The sequence below is a fragment of the Photobacterium kasasachensis genome, from assembly GCF_050336885.1.
GTDB classification, from domain to species: domain Bacteria; phylum Pseudomonadota; class Gammaproteobacteria; order Enterobacterales; family Vibrionaceae; genus Photobacterium; species Photobacterium kasasachensis.
Map to the genome: position 1 here is coordinate 1 of NZ_JAKJSH010000041.1, position 17,994 is coordinate 17,994.

Below are 17,994 nucleotides of genomic sequence, written 5' to 3' on the forward strand. Positions count from 1 at the left end.
CTATTACCTTCACCGCGACCGACGGCACCAGGCAGCAGGTGACGGTGGAGATCACCGGCACGGAAGATGCGTCGCAGGTCAGCGGCACGTTCACCGGGGCGGTCACCGAGGGCAATATCGGCGACGCGCCGGAGACGGCGACCGGCACGATCGCGATCAGCGACGTGGATGACGGCGACAACCCGCGCTTCGACAACGTGGACAGCACCGAGGGTGACAACGGCTACGGCAGCTTTACCCTGGTCGACGGCGAGTGGACCTACACCCTGGATCAGAGCAAGGTGCAGCAGCTGGACGAGGGCGACAAGGTCAGCGACACCATCACCTTCACCGCGACCGACGGCACCAGGCAGCAGGTGACGGTGGAGATCACCGGCACGGAAGATGCGTCGCAGGTCAGCGGCACGTTCACCGGGGCGGTTACCGAGGGCAATATCGGCGATACGCCGGAGACGGCAACCGGCACGATCGCGATCAGCGACGTGGACAACGGCGACAACCCGCGCTTTGCGGATGTCACCAGCACCGAGGGTGACAACGGCTACGGCAGCTTTACCCTGGTTGACGGCGAGTGGACCTACACCCTGGACCAGTCCAAGGTGCAGCAGCTGGACGAGGGTGACAAGGTCAGCGACACCATTACCTTCACCGCGACCGACGGCACCAGGCAGCAGGTGACGGTGGAGATCACCGGCACGGAAGATGCGTCGCAGGTCAGCGGCACGTTTACGGGCGCGGTCACTGAAGGCAATATCGGCGACGCGCCGGAGACGGCGACTGGCACGATTGCGATCAGCGACGTGGACAACGGCGACAACCCGCGCTTCGACAACGTTGACAGCACTGAGGGTGACAACGGCTACGGCAGCTTTACTCTGGTTGACGGCGAGTGGACCTACACCCTGGACCAGTCCAAGGTGCAGCAGCTGGACGAGGGTGACAAGGTAGAAGATACCATCACCTTCACCGCGACCGACGGCACCAGGCAGCAGGTGACGGTGGAGATCACCGGCACGGAAGATGCGTCGCAGGTCAGCGGCACGTTTACCGGCGCGGTTACCGAGGGCAATATCGGCGATGCGCCGGAGACGGCGACCGGCACGATCGCGATCAGCGACGTGGACAACGGTGACAACCCGCGCTTCGACAACGTGGACAGCACCGAGGGTGACAACGGCTACGGCAGCTTTACCCTGGTTGACGGCGAGTGGACCTACACCCTGGACCAGAGCAAGGTGCAGCAGCTCGATGAGGGCGACAAGGTCAGCGACACCATCACCTTCACCGCGACCGACGGCACCAGGCAGCAGGTGACGGTGGAGATCACCGGCACGGAAGATGCGTCGCAGGTCAGCGGCACGTTTACGGGCGCGGTTACCGAGGGCAATATCGGCGATGCGCCGGAGACGGCGACCGGCACGATCGCGATCAACGACGTGGACAACGGCGACAACCCGCGCTTTGCGGATGTCACCAGCACCGAGGGTGACAACGGCTACGGCAGCTTTACCCTGGTCGACGGCGAGTGGACCTACACCCTGGACCAGAGCAAGGTGCAGCAGCTGGACGAGGGCGACAAAGTAGAAGATACCATCACCTTCACCGCGACCGACGGCACCAGGCAGCAGGTGACGGTGGAGATCACCGGCACGGAAGATGCGTCGCAGGTCAGCGGCACGTTCACCGGGGCGGTCACCGAGGGCAATATCGGCGACGCGCCGGAGACGGCGACCGGCACGATTGCGATCAGTGACGTGGACAATGGCGACAACCCGCGCTTCGACAACGTGGATAGCACCGCTGGCGACAACGGCTACGGCAGTTTTACCCTGGTCGACGGCGAGTGGACCTACACTCTGGACCAGAGCAAGGTGCAGCAGCTCGATGAGGGCGATAAGGTCAGCGACACCATTACCTTCACCGCGACCGACGGCACCAGGCAGCTGGTGACGGTGGAGATCACCGGCACGGAAGATGCGTCGCAGGTCAGCGGCACGTTCACCGGGGCGGTCACCGAGGGCAATATCGGCGATACGCCGGAGACGGCGACCGGCACGATCGCGATCAGCGATGTGGACAACGGCGACAACCCGCGCTTTGCGGATGTCACCAGCACCGAGGGTGACAACGGCTACGGCAGCTTTACCCTGGTTGACGGCGAGTGGACCTACACCCTGGACCAGAGCAAGGTGCAGCAGTTGGACGAGGGTGACAAGGTAGAAGATACCATTACCTTTACCGCGACCGACGGCACCAGGCAGCAGGTGACGGTGGAGATCACCGGCACGGAAGATGCGTCGCAGGTCAGCGGCACGTTCACCGGGGCGGTTACCGAAGGCAATATCGGCGATGCGCCGGAGACGGCGACCGGCACGATCGCGATCAGCGACGTGGACAACGGCGACAACCCGCGCTTCGACAACGTGGATAGCACCGAGGGTGACAACGGCTACGGCAGCTTTACCCTGGTCGACGGCGAGTGGACCTACACCCTGGACCAGAGCAAGGTGCAGCAGCTAGCAAAAAGTGAAGAGGTAGAAGATACCATCACCTTTAGGGCGACTGATGGTACTGAGCAGCAGATCACAGTGAATATTACGGGCACCAATGATGCACCGGTGATCCATCATCCTGATATGGGTAGCGATACCTGGATTCATCATGCTTATACTGAAGGCTCAGGAAAACAAGCAATCTTCGGCGGAGTCTCTGTTACCGATATTGATAGTGCCAACCTGTCCAGAGCCGTAATAAGCCTTACCTCACCAACAGAGAAAGAAGGTGAATTGCAGAACGGCTACGATCCGGATCACGACAGCTTGACTTTGCCGTCAGAGCTAGCTGACCAGTTTGTATTGACCTACAGTGAGTATCCGGATGCGAATGGCAACCCAACCGCTTATTGGACCTTGGCTGTCAAAGACGGTGGTAGCCTTCCTAAGGCTGATTTTGATGCGGCCCTAAATGCACTCCAGTATGAAAATACTGCTGATGAGCCGGTGGGTATCAATGGCGCCAAGTCTTTTGGCCTAGATGTTTTTGACGAGCATGGTGCGTGCAGCAATCGTCTTTCGGTGGATCTTGATCTGCTAAATACCAATGAGTCTCCTGAATTTATCAGCGGAACCAATAATACCCAGGGGCTGGACGATCAAGGCCGGGCCGATACTGATAGCTACCGCTTCACAGTAAATGAGAATGCTGCAGGTGCCGAGGTCGGCCAGGTTTCTGCGTTTGACCCGGATGCCGGAGACAAGTCGAGTTATACCCTGACCAACCACACCGATCTGTTTGAAATTGACAGTGAGACCGGGATGATCAGCCTCAAAGGTGGTGTTTCGCTGGATCATGAAACCCTCGACAGCTACACACTAACTGTCGAGGTCAGTGACGTCGACGGGTTGAAAGATACAGCGACAGTGGAAGTTATAGTCGGTGATCTAAATGAGGCGCCGGAGTTTATAAGTGGTGGCAATGACCTCCACGGTTTGGATGAAAATGGACAGGTCGATTTAGACAGTTATAGCTTCACGGTAGATGAAAATACCGCGGGAGCAAAAGTTGGCCAGGTGGCGGCCTTCGATCCAGATACGGGTGACCACGTGACTTATACCTTGGTTAACCATACAGACCGCTTTGAAATTGACCCGGTGACAGGTGTGATCAGCCTCAAGGATGGAGTGGCGTTGGATCATGAAGAAGCAGATAGCTATACCCTGAAAATTGAAGCTCACGACAATGGCAATATAGAGGCGAAAGATATTGCCACCGTGGAAGTATCTGTTGCGAATATTAATGAACCACCAATAGTCCAATTAGATGCTGTCAAATGGCAGCTACCGGAAGATATCGATACAAGTAATTCAATCAAGCTTGCCAATATCGTTGTTATCGATGACGGCATCGGAACTAATAACCTTCGCTTGGCTGACAGTGATACAGATAAGTTTGAAATTGTCTACAACAATGGCAAGCCTGAATTGCATCTAAAAGCCGGTGTCGAGTTGGATTATGAAACAATAGATATTTATCGGCCGACTGTTTTTGTTGATGATCCAACTGTCGGTGTCAGCCCTGATGCCTGGGCATCTATGACGATTAGCGTTAGTGATGTCAACGAAGCCCCTGATGCCGTTCAAGATCAGGCCATTACAATTGAAACGAAAACCCTTGATGAATCTATTTGGGATACAAGTGACGACATTAAGGTTAACTACTATGTGATTGATACTGCTACCGGTGAGAAGGTTGCAGATGCCACAAAAGCTGAATTTACTGGTGACGGCTCTCATGAGTATGGTGTTAGTTCTGAATTGGATAACACTCAGTCGAACGCACCGGAAAACTGGACTAAGCAGCTGGCACATGTCGAAGGCAAAAGTGAAGCGATGAGCTTTAGCTTTGAAGACAACCAGCTCTCTAATCATGTTGATGTCTCTATCGGAAACCTATGGAAAGCCTGGGAGCATGAGCAGGGAGTATGGAAGGCGTATTATCAAGGAAGCTTAGTCGCGACAGGTGTTTTTGAGCGAAGCGATCTTGGTCCTGCAGAGTCGGGTGGTAATGATCGCAGTGTATTGGGCATTGATACCGGGAATCAGTATTTTGACAATATTGAGTTTTCAGCGATTGAATACGGTGATGGTGTACAGGGTGCTGACAGCTCTGACTATTTCATTTCGAAAGTTGAAGCAAAACTTACCAGCTTTGATCAATCTCTTCAGACCAGCGAAACAGGTTCGCTGAGTATAGATGTACTACATAACGACACGGATCCTGAGAATGATGCACTGAGCATTGTTGAGAACAGCTATCCGGATTATGTCTCCCTGGTAGACGGTAAGCTGGTGTTTGATTCCGCCAAGTATCTGGATGGACAGGACTTGAAAACCGGAGAGGCTAAAGAGGTTACATTTAGTTATACCATTACGGACGGTGAATATAACGATACTGCGGAAGTAACAGTGACTGTGATTGGAGAGAATGCACTGCCAGAATTTGTTAGTGGCAGTGACGATCCGAGTGGAACCGATGCTTCCGGAATGCCAACAGACGATAGCTACAGCTTCGATGTTGCTGAGTTAGAGTCCGGCGTGATGGTGGGTAAAGTCGAAGCTTTTGACCCTGATAGCGATGACAAGTTGAGCTACGAGTTGGTTAGCGGTGGTAGTGACAAGTTTGAAATCAACCAAAGTACTGGCGAGATCTGGCTCAAGGATGGTACAAAACTGGACCATGACGCACAGGAGCAATATCAGCTGAAGGTCAAGGTTAGCGACGGTAATGGTGGCGAGGATGTGACTGATGTCACCGTGAATGTCAGTGAAAACCACGCGCCGGAAAGCCAGCCAGTCCATGGCTATGCCGAGGTTCAGGAACAGCCAATCAATAAGATCACTGTGGTGTTTGATTCTTCATCGAGCATGGTATACACCTTTGATGGTACTAAAACGGGCTCAGATACACCTGAGTTGAGGCTTGAGTCTCGTGCTTACCAAGCAGCGGAAGCATTGCATGAGATGGTCAACAAAATGATCGATGAAGGTGGGGCATCCAATACATATATTCGCTTGGTTCAGTTTGGTGGAACTACTGAAAAACAAGGCTGGTATGATCTTGCTACCGTTCAGTCTATGAGTAAGCCGCCGGAACTAGGTGATCGTGCCCCGATGGATTTGAGTTATCGGAACGAGTTAAATACTTATATGAATCGCTGGTGCTGGACTGAAGAAAAAGGTCTGAACACCGATTATGCCAAGGCGATGGAAAGTGTGATGCAGCCTGATGATGCAAACGACCTCGAATATCCATGGCAAAGTGTTTATGACGAAAATGGTGATGTCATTTGGGATCCTGTTGAACTTCCTGTCGAGAGTGTAGATACCATCTTTTTCATGTCTGATGGTGCTCCTAATCCCAAAGAGGGCTCTGTAGCTGCGGATGATCTCAGTGAGCGATGGCAACAGTATGTTGCGGATAACAATGCTAAGGTCTATGGCATCGGTATCGCCACCGAAGGTAATGAGAAGGTAGACGACGCATTACATCAGATCAGCAACGAGGTGGTGTATGTCGGTTCAGGTGATGACCTGTCTCACTACCTAAATCACTTCTCACCTAAGCCTGTGGCTGGTCAGTTGCTGGTCGGCAGTCATGATGCGGACGCTGATGCGCTGACGGTATCTCTTGATGCGAATGATTTTTCCCTGCTTGGGGCTGATCTGCATGGAGCTGATGTCGACGGGCCATTGGTAACTGATTCTCAGCTCACAGAAGGCAAGCTGAATATAACAACTGTATTTGGAACCTTGGAAGTTGCTGCCAATGGTAGTTACAGCTTCACCCAGAGTGAGACTTCTCCGCTTGCAGATGGTGAACAGGCTGATCTCAAGTTCTTGTTCCAGGTTCAGGATGGCAAGGGCGGCGTCAGCGACAACGTCTTCACACTGACATTGACTGGTGGAACTGGTGGTGATAGCAAGCCGATAGAAATCGAGCAGAATTCACAAAGTGGTGATGAGCAGGCTAATCCTTTAACTGGTACCGATAACGATGACATTCTGTTAGGTCAAGGTGGTGAAGATACCCTTAATGGTGGTGCTGGCAACGATATCCTAGTTGGCGGTAGCGGTGACGATATCCTTATAGGTGGATTGGGAGGTGATATTCTTACCGGTGGTGAAGGCAGCGATGTGTTTACCTGGCATTCATCATCGTTGGGAGATACACCGCAGAGTGATGTGATTACCGATTTCCAGTTAGATAGCGATAAGCTTGATTTGACGGATATTCTCCCGGACATTGCGGAAGAGAACCTAGATATGAATGTATTGCTTGGCCACCTTGAAGCAGGAGTGAACGAGGATGGTAATGTTAATTTGACGATAACCGAGGACTCTGGGCAACAGCAAAATATACTGCTGGATAATGTCGATCTCTCGGCGTTGAATTTAGATACTGGTGCGTCTTCAAGTGACATTGTTAACCAGCTATTCCAACATCAAGCATTCAAAACCGATTAATCTTTGTTTTCTGAATAGGTAACCAGATAGACTTGAAAGAAGCCAGCAATCGATGATTGCTGGCTTCTTTTTATTGTACCCAGTAGAGACTTCAGATCAGCTATGTGTTGGCGATATGATTCTTTTACGCGACTACTTTGGATTATGGGCAATAAAAAAGCCGCAAGAAGCGGCCTTTAAAAGTATGGAGACCAGCTAGAGCGGGTACCAGAATAGCTGTTCTGACTGGTAGCGGTTGATAAAGCCCAGTGTGAGTACACCGGCAATAACAGCGAGTACGATATAGTCATTCTTTGTCATTGGTTTGAGGCTATACCAAGAGCGCTTTTTGTTGCGTCCGAAGCCCCTTAGTGTCATGGCATTGGATATCACATCGGCACGATCCAGGCTTGAGAAAATAAGTGGGCCAAGGATTTTGGCGACATTCTTGATTCTTGTTAGCACAGGTACGTTTTTCGAGATATCGACTCCTCGCGCCTGTTGAGCATGCATGATGTTAATAAAGTCTTTGGTCACCTCCGGCAGGTAACGCAAAGTCAGGCTTACTGCATAGGCAATGCGGTAAGGAACCCCAAGCTTGTTTAGGCTGGCAGAAAACTCGGTCGGATGGGTGGTAAACACAAAGACCAGCGCGATCGGGAACATGCTGAAGTACTTCAGCGTGACTGTCAGCAGGTAGAACAAGGTTTCAGTGGTGATGGAGTAGTTGCCTGACATAGCCAAAAGCACGGTCTCACTGCCCATATATTCTACACCTTGCTGCGGGGCGATAAGGAACATAAACAGGGCATTCATCACCAACACGGATGCAGTGCCAATCATCAAAGGCTTGTAGGTAGCGAAAGGGACTCGGCTGAGTTTCAACAAGCTGAAACCTACCAGGATCAGGCCGCAAATGACCCGGAGGTCAAACGTAGTCAGTACCATGGTCACCCAGCCCATAAAGAGAATGAACTTGGTGATGCCGTTTAATGCGTGCAGCGGTGATCCGGTATTGGCGTAGCTGATACCAAATTTGATTTTATTTGTTTTCATGCGGTTTTGCTTGCCTCATGGTCGATGAAGCAACGAATAAAGTTGTCGATACGCTCGATACCCAGCTCTTTGGCCATGGTATAGAGGCTAGTTACAGTTAGGTTGGCTTGCTCAAGCAGCTCTGGTTGGCTGAAAATGCTATGGACAGCCTGGTCGGCCAGCAGTTGACTGTCGGCAATAACCACTGCGCGGTCGGTATATTCCAGTACCAGATGCATATCATGGGAAATGATCAGGATAGTGATGCCAAGCTTCTGGTTGAGCTCACGGATGAATGCCATCATAGTCGTATAGTGATAGTAGTCTTGTCCGGCAGTCGGCTCATCCAGGATCAGCAGCTCGGGTTCAAGCACCAAGATTGTAGCAATGGTAACCCGCTTCTTCTGGCCATAGCTCAAGGCTTCTATTGGCCAGTGGCGGTATTTGCCCAGCCCGCATAGTTCCAGGATCTCGTGGACCTTTTTTTCGACCATTTGCTCAGGTACATTACGGTTGCGAAGACCCGAAGCGACCTCGTCAAAGATCATATGGTGGGAAATCATATGATTCGGGTTTTGCAGAACCACACCGATGTGCTCGCTTCGTTCAAAAATTGAGCGTTCGCCAAGATCACGCCCGTCAAACTCAATACTGCCTTCATCCAGTTCCAGTACACCCATGATTAAGCGGGTCAGAGTGGATTTCCCGGAGCCGTTCTTACCTAGCACAGAAACAAATTCACCCTTATTGATGCTGAAGCTAACATCGTCCAGTGTCTTGCGCTGGCCGTCGTATGAATAGCTCAGGTTATTCACCGAAAGCAGAGGCTGACTGGTATCACTCTGTTCTGTGATCCCTCTTTGCTGATACCAGTTAAGTAGCTGAGGCTTGAAGCTATCGAGATCAAGCGTCGACAGGTGGGCGGGTTTGTCGGCTGCGGTGACTTCGCAGCCAGCCGCTTTGAGTGCAGATAGGTAAAGTGGTTCACGGATCCCGTGCTGGGCGAGTAACGGGCTGGCCAGCAATTCGTCAGGCGTCATGTTAGCCACAATTTCCCCACGCTCCATCAGGATGATCCGGTCGACGTTGCGGTGAAGAACATCTTCGAGACGGTGCTCGATAATGATGACGGTTTTACCTGAATTCTTATGTAGCTGATCGATAATTTCGATGGTTGCCTTGCCCGTTTTAGGGTCCAGGCTTGCCAGCGGTTCATCAAATAGCAGGATATCGACATCGTCGACCATCACGCCAGCCAACGAGACACGCTGTTTTTGACCGCCGCTGAGATCGAACGGTGACAGGTCCAGCATTTCCTCCAGATCGACCATCTTCGCTGTTTGCTTAATGATATTGTGCATCTCGCCTTGTTCAACCATCTGGTTTTCCAATGCGAAGGCGATATCCTCGCCAATGCTTAGCCCGACAAACTGGCCATCGGTATCTTGCAGGACGGTACCGACCATGTTGGTACACTGGTGAAGATCCATCTGACGGGTATCTTGGCCGTTGATTGACAGGTTTCCGGTGATATCACCCTTGATTGCAAACGGGATGAGGCCATTTAGGCACTGACCAAGGGTTGACTTGCCGCTGCCGCTCGGGCCGACAATGACGACCTTCTCGCCTTTTTCAATCGTGAGATTGATGTTCTTAAGGGTCGGTTTTTCTAATGCCCAATATTTGAACGAGAAGTTAGAAAACGCAATAGTCATGCTCTAGTAAGCCTCTTTCAGGTTGTAGCTTTGCTTTTTTCGCTTGGCAACGGCGGTCAGAATGAAGTGACCGACCACGGCAATGAGAACGGTGTTGCCTGCGGCAATAATGGTCAGCTGCGCCAAGACTTTTGTGAACGGTTCTGCGTAAAGAACGGCGTCGAGAAAGGCCGAGCAGCCATATCCGAGCACGTTGCCTATAAAGGCCAGTAAGATAAACAAGGTGAAATCGAGCTTTGAAAACAGACCTTTTTCCAGCCGCTCTTTGGTGATTTTCGGGTAGAGGCCGATTAGCATCCCGACGATCCCTGAGCCTAGCACCCAGGTGATCCACACGCCCCAACCAGCAAACAAGTCTGTTACCCAGTGGCCGATGAAGCCCACCAGAAAGCCGACAAGTGGGCCGAATAATACGCTGAATAGTGCCAATACAGCCATAGCCGGTTTTAGTGTGGTGTTAGCAAAAACAGGGATACCAAACATAGGCAGGCCGCCTATACCATATAGCGCTGCGCCGATGGCAATAAGAACCACTGTCTTGGCAGAAAGATTCATGACATAACCTTTAATTTACTCTTTATGGGTATTTTCTTTGCCATGCCTACCTGAAAAGCTCTAGTAGAAGCAGACGGCCGCCAAACTATTCAACAGGAACAAAAAAACACACCAGCGGTGTGTTATTGCCTGTGCGCAAATATCCATTTTGAGCAAGTGCGGTTATGTGGGTAGACATAAGCGGTGGCAATCATACATGAAGCACAGCAATAAAGGAAAGCCTTACATCTAGACGTCTAAATGTTAATCGTTTCCTTGTTTTTGGGCAGGGGATTGGAGGTATTGCCCTTTAGAGGTAAAGATGAGCTGTTCGTACTTTGGTTATGAGCGACCAAATCGTAAATAATCGCAAAATTGATACAAATTTTAGATTTTGTTGAAAACCGAAGAATTGTGGTGATCTTTTTTTTGGGCTTTCTAAGCTAAAATTGTATCGATAGTTAGACAGTGATACGATTTGGATTCTAGCACGTTATTTTAATTGTCATGTCTATAAGTCTCTGATATGAAAAGAGATAATTGTTGTTTGTTCGAAAATCGTTCGCGTAAAGCCGATTTTTTCCTATACCTCATAGTGTTATCAGTGATAACTTGCTATTAAGAACATACTCAATATATATGATGTAAGTCTATTTCCCTTTGTGAAAGATAACCTTCTGGATATATTGAATTTTATACTTTATTTTTTTGCATATATGGTAAATACTGCTGTGCAGCATGATTGAGTTTCAAACATGCAAAAAACAGTATTAGAGCCCTTTTTGTCAAGTATGAACTCTAGCGGAAACTTTGCGCTGATACACAGAAACAGCATCAGTTCAGATTTCAAGTTAGGGTAAAATTGGGTAAGATCAGTAATAGCTATCCCGCCAATTCTGGCTGGGTGCAGAGCCAAATCATATTGGAGATACAGCTTGATTAATGTATTCCTTGTAGATGATCACGAACTGGTTCGCACAGGGATCCGACGTCTTCTTGAAGATGTCCGTGGTATAAAAGTGGTAGGGGAAGCCGACAGTGGTGAAGAAGCCGTAAAATGGTGCCGTGCTGAACACGCGGATATCATTCTTATGGATATGAATATGCCTGGGATCGGTGGCCTTGAAGCGACACGTAAGATTTTACGCTTTAATCCCGATGTCAAAATTATCGTTTTAACCATTCATACCGAGAATCCGTTCCCGACCAAAGTGATGCAGGCTGGGGCAGCAGGGTATCTGACCAAAGGTGCAGGCCCGGATGAAATGGTCAATGCGATCCGCATGGTGAATAGCGGACAACGCTATATATCCCCAGAAATTGCACAACAAATGGCGCTAAGCCAGTTTGCACCAGATTCTGAGAATCCTTTTAAAGACCTGTCTGAGCGTGAGCTGCAGATCATGATGATGATAACCAAAGGTCAGAAAGTGACAGAGATATCTGAACAGCTGAACTTAAGCCCCAAAACGGTTAACAGTTATCGTTATCGTCTGTTCAATAAACTGGACATCAACGGTGATGTAGAGCTGACCCACCTTGCAATTCGTCATGGAATGTTAGACACAGAGACGTTGTAGTGTCCGAATCTGTTGACGAAAAAAGCTTTGATTCAAAAAGCTTTCTCAAAACCGTTACTCATCAGCCCGGCGTATACCGAATGTACGACGAGGCTGACGAGGTCATCTATGTTGGCAAAGCCAAAGATCTGAAAAAGCGCCTGTCGAGCTATTTTCGTACCAATGTGTCGGGAGAGAAAACCCGTGCCTTGGTGAAGAATATCCGCAAAGTGGACGTCACTGTGACGCACACTGAGACAGAAGCGCTGATCCTCGAGCATAACTACATTAAGTTGTACTTGCCCAAGTACAATGTATTGCTGCGTGATGACAAGTCCTATCCCTATATCTTCCTTAGCGCCAACGCCCATCCTCGACTGATGATTCACCGAGGTGCCAAGAAACGCAAAGGGGAGTATTTCGGCCCCTATCCTGACTCGGGCGCCGTACGAGAAAGCCTTCACTTGCTGCAAAAAATCTTTCCCGTGCGTCAGTGCGAAGACTCTGTTTATGCCAATCGTAGTCGTCCGTGCCTGATGTATCAGATTGGCCGTTGTCTCGGCCCGTGCGTGAAGGGACTAGTAAGCGATGAAGATTATCAGGAACAGGTGAATTTTGTGCGTTTGTTCCTACAGGGCAAAGATCGCCAGGTTATCGCTTCAATGGTTGAGAAAATGGAACAGGCTAGCCAGCAGCTTGCCTTTGAAAAGGCGGCTACTTATCGCGACCAAATCCAGGCTTTGCGCAGGGTTCAGGAGCAGCAGTTTGTTAGCCATGATAACGAAGATGATATGGATGTTATCGGTATTGCTCATGAACGGGGAATGGCCTGTATTCATGCGCTGTATATTCGTCAGGGCAAAATCCTCGGCAGTCGCAGTTATTTCCCTAAAATGCCCAATGATGCCGATTTGACGGAAGTACTCTCCAGTTTTGTCAGCCAGTTCTATCTTAACCAGGCTGAAGGCCGGGTAATCCCGTCAGTGATTCTGCTTGGTGCTGACCTGGGTGAAGAGAAAACCTTGCTGGCCGATACCTTGACGGAGCTGGCCGGACGAAAGGTTGAGCTGAAAACACAGTCGCGCGGTAACCGGGCTCGCTATCAGAAGTTGGCGCAAACAAATGCCAACACCGCACTGACCAGCAAGCTGAATCATAAAATGACTATTCAGCAGCGTTTCACGGCGTTGAGCGAGGCACTGAATCTTAATATTCTTGAGCGCATGGAATGTTTTGATATCAGCCATACCATGGGGGAGAAAACAGTTGCTTCGTGTGTGGTGTTTAATCAGGACGGGCCATTAAAACAGGAGTATCGCCGTTACAATATCACCGGAATAACAGGGGGAGATGACTATGCTGCAATGGCACAGGTTCTTGCTCGAAGGTATGGAAAACAATTAGATCCAGATAAGATTCCCGACATAATTTTTATCGATGGGGGTAGAGGTCAGCTCTCAAGAGCGTATGATGTAGTTAATCCGTTGATGAAAGAGTGGCCGAAGCGATCAATGTTGGTGGGGGTGGCAAAGGGAACCACACGTAAACCTGGGCTGGAAACCCTACTTTTGGTCACAGGGGAAGAGTTCTCAATGCCGTCTGATTCACCGGCTTTGCATTTGGTCCAGCACATTCGCGATGAAAGCCATAATCACGCGATTAGCGGTCACCGGGCTCAGCGAGCCAAGGTCAGAAAACGTAGTGCATTGGAAGATGTCGAAGGTATTGGACCAAAGCGCAGACAAGCATTATTGAAGTATATGGGTGGTTTACAAGAACTAAAAAGAGCAAGCAGAGAAGAAATCGCTAAGGTACCCGGTATCAGTAAGTCCTTGGCCGAGAAAATTTATGACGCATTGCAACACAGTTAGCTTTGCGGCACCCTAATGAAGTCAATCATAAGAACTAATAAATTATGCGTTTAACGATTCCAAATATCCTCAGCTTCATCCGGCTACTGCTTATCCCATTTTTTGTGGTCACATTCTATCTGCCTTACACTTGGGCGCCGTTTGCGACCGCATTAATCTTCTTTGTAGCTGGGGTGACGGATTGGTTTGATGGGTATCTGGCTCGCAAGCTTAATCAGACGACGCGCTTTGGTGCTTTTATCGATCCTGTTGCCGATAAGGTAATGGTGGCGACGGCAATGGTGCTGGTTGTTGAGCATTATCATTCTCTGTGGGTAACAATCCCTGCTGTGACCATGATAGGTCGCGAGATTATTATTTCGGCGCTTCGTGAGTGGATGGCAGAGCTGGGTAAGCGCTCCAGCGTGGCTGTCTCTTGGGTAGGCAAGGTCAAAACAGGATCACAGATGTTTGCGTTGCTTGTTCTGCTTTGGCACCCAAACGAATGGTTAGTGTGGGTTGGTTATATTGCGTTATATGTGGCAATGGTGCTGACATATTGGTCAATGTACATTTACCTGAAGGCTGCAAAGGACGATTTGCTTAATTCAGAGGATGCCTGAGTAAAGGTGAAAGAATTGTAGAAAAGCGGCCTTAGGCCGCTTTTTTGTTGCTTATAAGTCAGTTACAGCAACAGAACGCTTACGGGCTGGCGATGTTTTGCCGTAATTGGTGGAAATTAGAGCGAACGGCTTCATTTTTTCATTTTTTACGTGACAGCCCCTGTGGGTTCTGTAAAATGGCGCCCATACCGAACAGGGCATGTCCCTGACGGTTACCAAAAAGAAGCAATAACGAAGGCGCGTTGGCAGAGTGGCTATGCAGCGGATTGCAAATCCGTGGACCTCGGTTCGACTCCGGGACGCGCCTCCATCTCATTTTAGTGAGATGGAATTAGACCAGCCTAGCGCTGGTTTTTTTATGCCTGAAATCTGGCTCGACTTTCTGCACCTCGCACCTCGCACCTCGCACTTTACTCAGACTCCACACTTAGCTTAATCTCGGCTCAGCTGTAGTGCTCGCGGCTAAAGCAATTGAACGCATTGTGTCGGTATGCTCAATCGATTGATCGATATTTTGCAACGAACTTGTGAATTAAAGGTTATTTATTTACTAAATCACCCTCGATAAACTATGGCTATTAAAATAAATGCGTGAATCGCAGCGCGAAGCACAAGCCCTACCGATAACAATAGATGCATTATGCATATGGAAGTACACGGAGCCACGATGCAGCAGCCCTACAAGACATTGATTGAGCAATTACAACATCAGATTGATGATAAGCGGATTATCACCGATCCCACCTTAACGTTGGCATACGGTACTGATGCTAGTTTCTATCGCTTGGTTCCCAAGCTAATACTTCAGCTTGATACCCTGGATGAAGTCGTTTATGCGATAAAGGCGTGTTACAACCTGAATATTCCAGTGACTTTCCGGGCGGCAGGAACAAGCTTATCGGGGCAGGCGTTATCTGATTCAGTGCTTATCACACTCACGAATAACTGGCGCAATCACAGAATTCTCAACGACGGCGAGCAAATCTGGTTGCAGCCGGGAGTCATCGGCGCAGAGGCTAATAAGTTCCTGACACCGTATGGCCGTAAGATTGGTCCGGATCCGGCGTCTATCAACACCTGTAAAATCGGGGGCATTGCAGCGAACAATGCATCTGGCATGTGTTGTGGTACCGCGCAAAACAGTTATAAGACATTGGCCGGAATGACCATTGTCCTTGCTGATGGCACCATTCTTAATACGCTGGATGCCGATAGTGTTGCCCAGTTCAAGCAAAGTCATCAGGAACTGCTAGCAGACCTGTCGGCTCTGGCACAGCATTGTCACGATACCCCTGAACTAGCGGATAAAATCAGGCACAAATATCGTCTAAAAAATACCACCGGCTACAGTCTTAACTCGCTAGTGGATTATGATGATCCGATCGAGATCCTTCAGCACCTGATGATAGGCTCGGAAGGGACACTGGGTTTTATTGCCGATATTACCTATAACACAGTTGTTGACCATGCTTTCAAGGCGTCGGGACTGTTTGTTTTTGCCGATATCGAAAAGACCTGTCTGGCCGTTAGTGAGCTCAGTAAGACCAATGTTGCCGCCGTCGAGCTGATGGATAGTCGTTCACTGGCTTCTGTTGCCGATGAGCCGGGAATGCCTGACTTTATTGCTCAATTGGGTGCTAACGGCAATGCCGAGGCGGCAGCACTATTAATCGAAATCCATGCCGAAAATGAAGAGGCGCTGTCTGAGCAGGGCGAGGCGTTGACTTCACTTATCAATGCGTTTTCGCCGATTGAACAAGTTGCCTTTAGTCGTGATGCGAAAGTGTGTGCCCAGCTTTGGGGTATCCGCAAAGGGCTATTTCCTGCTGTAGGTGCGGTGCGTGAAACGGGTACCACCGTTATCATCGAAGATGTTGCTTTCCCTATTGAACAGCTGGCTCCGGCTGTGCGTGAGTTACAGGAACTCTTCACCCAATATCATTATCACGAAGCGATTATTTTCGGTCATGCGCTTGCCGGTAACCTGCACTTTGTCTTCACTCAGGCCTTTGATACTGAAGAAGAGGTAGAGCGGTATAGTGCATTTATGGATGCGGTCGCCCAGCTAGTTGCGGTTGACTACCAAGGTTCGCTAAAAGCTGAACATGGCACCGGACGTAACATGGCGCCGTTTGTCGAGCTAGAGTGGGGCGAGGAAGGCTATGCCCTGATGCAGCAAATCAAGCGTATCTTTGACAGTACTGGCATCCTTAATCCGGGGGTTATTCTCAATGATGACCATCAGGCCCATGTTAAAGATCTCAAGGAGATGCCGGCTGCCGATATCCTGATTGATAAGTGTATTGAGTGCGGCTTCTGTGAACCCGTCTGCCCGTCCCGCAACCTGTCGCTAACGCCGCGGCAGCGTAATACCGTATTTCGTGAGATCAGCCGCTTGCGTCGTACCGATGAAGATCCGGCACGACTGGCAGAAATGGAAAAATCATTTAAATACCAGGGAATAAATACCTGTGCGGCCACAGGGCTGTGTGCCGATCGCTGCCCTGTCGGAATTAATACCGGTGATCTGATGCGCAAGCTACGTGAAGACCATTCCGGGATGGCGAAAAGCATAGCTCGCTGGACGGCAAACAACTTTAATGGCATTACTGCAGCTACGCGGGTAGGGCTCAGTGCCGCGAATGGAATGCATTCGGTGCTCGGTAGCAAAAACATGCAGGCACTATCGAAGGCTGCCCATAAAATATCCGGTCAGAAAATTCCGCTCTGGACGCCGCATATGCCAAGGTCGGCAGGCAAGATGCCGAAGCCCGAGGCGTTGATCATCCATTCGGTGTCTAAGCAAAAAGTCGTTTACTTCCCGAGCTGTGCTTCGAGGAATATGGGGACCGAGAAAAAGGCTATGGATGCGCGTCCGTTAGCAGAAGTAACGATGTCGCTGCTTGCAAAGGCAGGTTATGAAGTCGTTCTGCCCAATGATCTAAGTAGCCAGTGCTGTGGGATGCCGTATAAGAGCAAAGGGTTTGTTGATACGGCCAATAGCAAAGCCAAGCAGCTCGAAGAGGCATTATGGGCAGCATCAGAGCAGGGAACACTGCCTGTGCTAATGGATACCAGCCCATGTGCAAGTCTGAGCAAAGATACGCTACGTAAGGATATTACTATCTACGAGCCGTTCAAGTTTGTGGCGGACTTTGTGATGCCACGCCTTGATATTACTCCTCAGGATGAACCTGTAATGCTGCATATTACTTGTACTTCACGCCGTAAAGGGTTGGCCGGAGTCATGCAGCAAGTGACCGAGGCTTGTGCTAATCAGGTGATTATTCCGGAAGATATTCAATGTTGTGGCTTCGCCGGTGATAAAGGTTTTACGACACCGGAGCTGAATGAGTCGGCACTGTCGCCACTCAAAGCTCAGGTGCCTGAAAACTGTAAAGAAGGTTACTCGAATAGCCGCACTTGTGAGATTGGTCTGTCAGAGCATAGCGGTATTGAGTATCGCTCTATTCTCTATTTGGTCGATAAAGTGAGTCAGGCGCGTAGAAGCTAACCTTATATATTTAGCTACTGATAATAATTTTCAAATTGAAAGAGCAAGCTGGAGTGCAGCTTGCTCTTTTTTATGGCTGAATAAAATGCTTTTATTAATTGTAGATGAAGATATCTTGCAATAGACATTTAGGGTTAATTATTAAATTATTAGATCTTTGTCA

General features: G+C 49.6%; 7 protein-coding genes, 1 tRNA gene and 2 pseudogenes. 7 read left to right on the forward strand and 3 right to left on the reverse strand.

The genetic code is table 11. The features are described from left to right. Both L4D19_RS30455 and L4D19_RS30460 read left to right on the forward strand, forming a co-directional pair. Positions 1 to 3,455 (forward strand): annotated as a pseudogene (locus L4D19_RS30455) (VCBS domain-containing protein); the annotation flags it as partial. Positions 3,456 to 3,533: 78 nt separating this feature from the next. Continuing rightward, positions 3,534 to 7,022, forward strand: a pseudogene (locus L4D19_RS30460) (cadherin domain-containing protein); the annotation flags it as partial. A gap of 195 nt (positions 7,023 to 7,217) precedes the next feature. Here the strand turns inward: L4D19_RS30460 and L4D19_RS29570 are convergent. Genes L4D19_RS29570 through L4D19_RS29580 form a run of 3 tightly spaced genes read right to left on the reverse strand, consistent with a single transcriptional unit; the run spans position 7,218 to position 10,306 of the window. Beyond that, the gene (locus L4D19_RS29570) at positions 7,218 to 8,057 is read right to left on the reverse strand and encodes an energy-coupling factor transporter transmembrane component T family protein (protein WP_428455359.1); all 840 of its coding nucleotides are present in this window, start codon (positions 8,055 to 8,057) and stop codon (positions 7,218 to 7,220) included. Continuing rightward, the gene (locus L4D19_RS29575; protein ID WP_428455360.1) at positions 8,054 to 9,751 is read right to left on the reverse strand and encodes an ABC transporter ATP-binding protein; all 1,698 of its coding nucleotides are present in this window, start codon (positions 9,749 to 9,751) and stop codon (positions 8,054 to 8,056) included. The genes L4D19_RS29570 and L4D19_RS29575 overlap by 4 nt, the downstream gene beginning before the upstream one ends. A 3-nt stretch (positions 9,752 to 9,754) precedes the next feature. After that, the gene (locus L4D19_RS29580) at positions 9,755 to 10,306 is read right to left on the reverse strand and encodes an ECF-type riboflavin transporter substrate-binding protein (RefSeq protein WP_160648305.1); all 552 of its coding nucleotides are present in this window, start codon (positions 10,304 to 10,306) and stop codon (positions 9,755 to 9,757) included. A gap of 914 nt (positions 10,307 to 11,220) precedes the next feature. Here L4D19_RS29580 and uvrY point away from each other — a divergent pair. The 5 genes from uvrY (at position 11,221) to L4D19_RS29605 (ending at position 17,831) form a co-directional block, all read left to right on the forward strand. Continuing rightward, positions 11,221 to 11,865 carry a UvrY/SirA/GacA family response regulator transcription factor gene (uvrY, locus tag L4D19_RS29585; RefSeq protein WP_075766377.1) on the forward strand — a complete coding sequence of 215 codons (645 nt, stop codon included), beginning with the start codon at positions 11,221 to 11,223 and terminating at the stop codon, positions 11,863 to 11,865. Next, entirely contained in the window at positions 11,865 to 13,715 is a 1,851-nt protein-coding gene (gene uvrC, locus L4D19_RS29590) for an excinuclease ABC subunit UvrC (RefSeq protein WP_428455361.1), read from the forward strand. Before uvrY ends, uvrC begins: the two co-directional genes overlap by 1 nt. Before the next feature lie 44 nt (positions 13,716 to 13,759). Then, positions 13,760 to 14,317 carry a CDP-diacylglycerol--glycerol-3-phosphate 3-phosphatidyltransferase gene (pgsA, locus tag L4D19_RS29595; RefSeq protein WP_160648307.1) on the forward strand — a complete coding sequence of 186 codons (558 nt, stop codon included), beginning with the start codon at positions 13,760 to 13,762 and terminating at the stop codon, positions 14,315 to 14,317. A 236-nt stretch (positions 14,318 to 14,553) separates the two neighbouring features. Next, positions 14,554 to 14,627: transfer RNA gene (locus L4D19_RS29600), tRNA-Cys, on the forward strand. 357 nt (positions 14,628 to 14,984) lie between these two features. Then, complete coding sequence (locus L4D19_RS29605) at positions 14,985 to 17,831, forward strand: FAD-binding and (Fe-S)-binding domain-containing protein (RefSeq protein ID WP_428455362.1); 2,847 nt, start codon at positions 14,985 to 14,987, stop codon at positions 17,829 to 17,831. Positions 17,832 to 17,994: the final 163 nt, after the last annotated feature.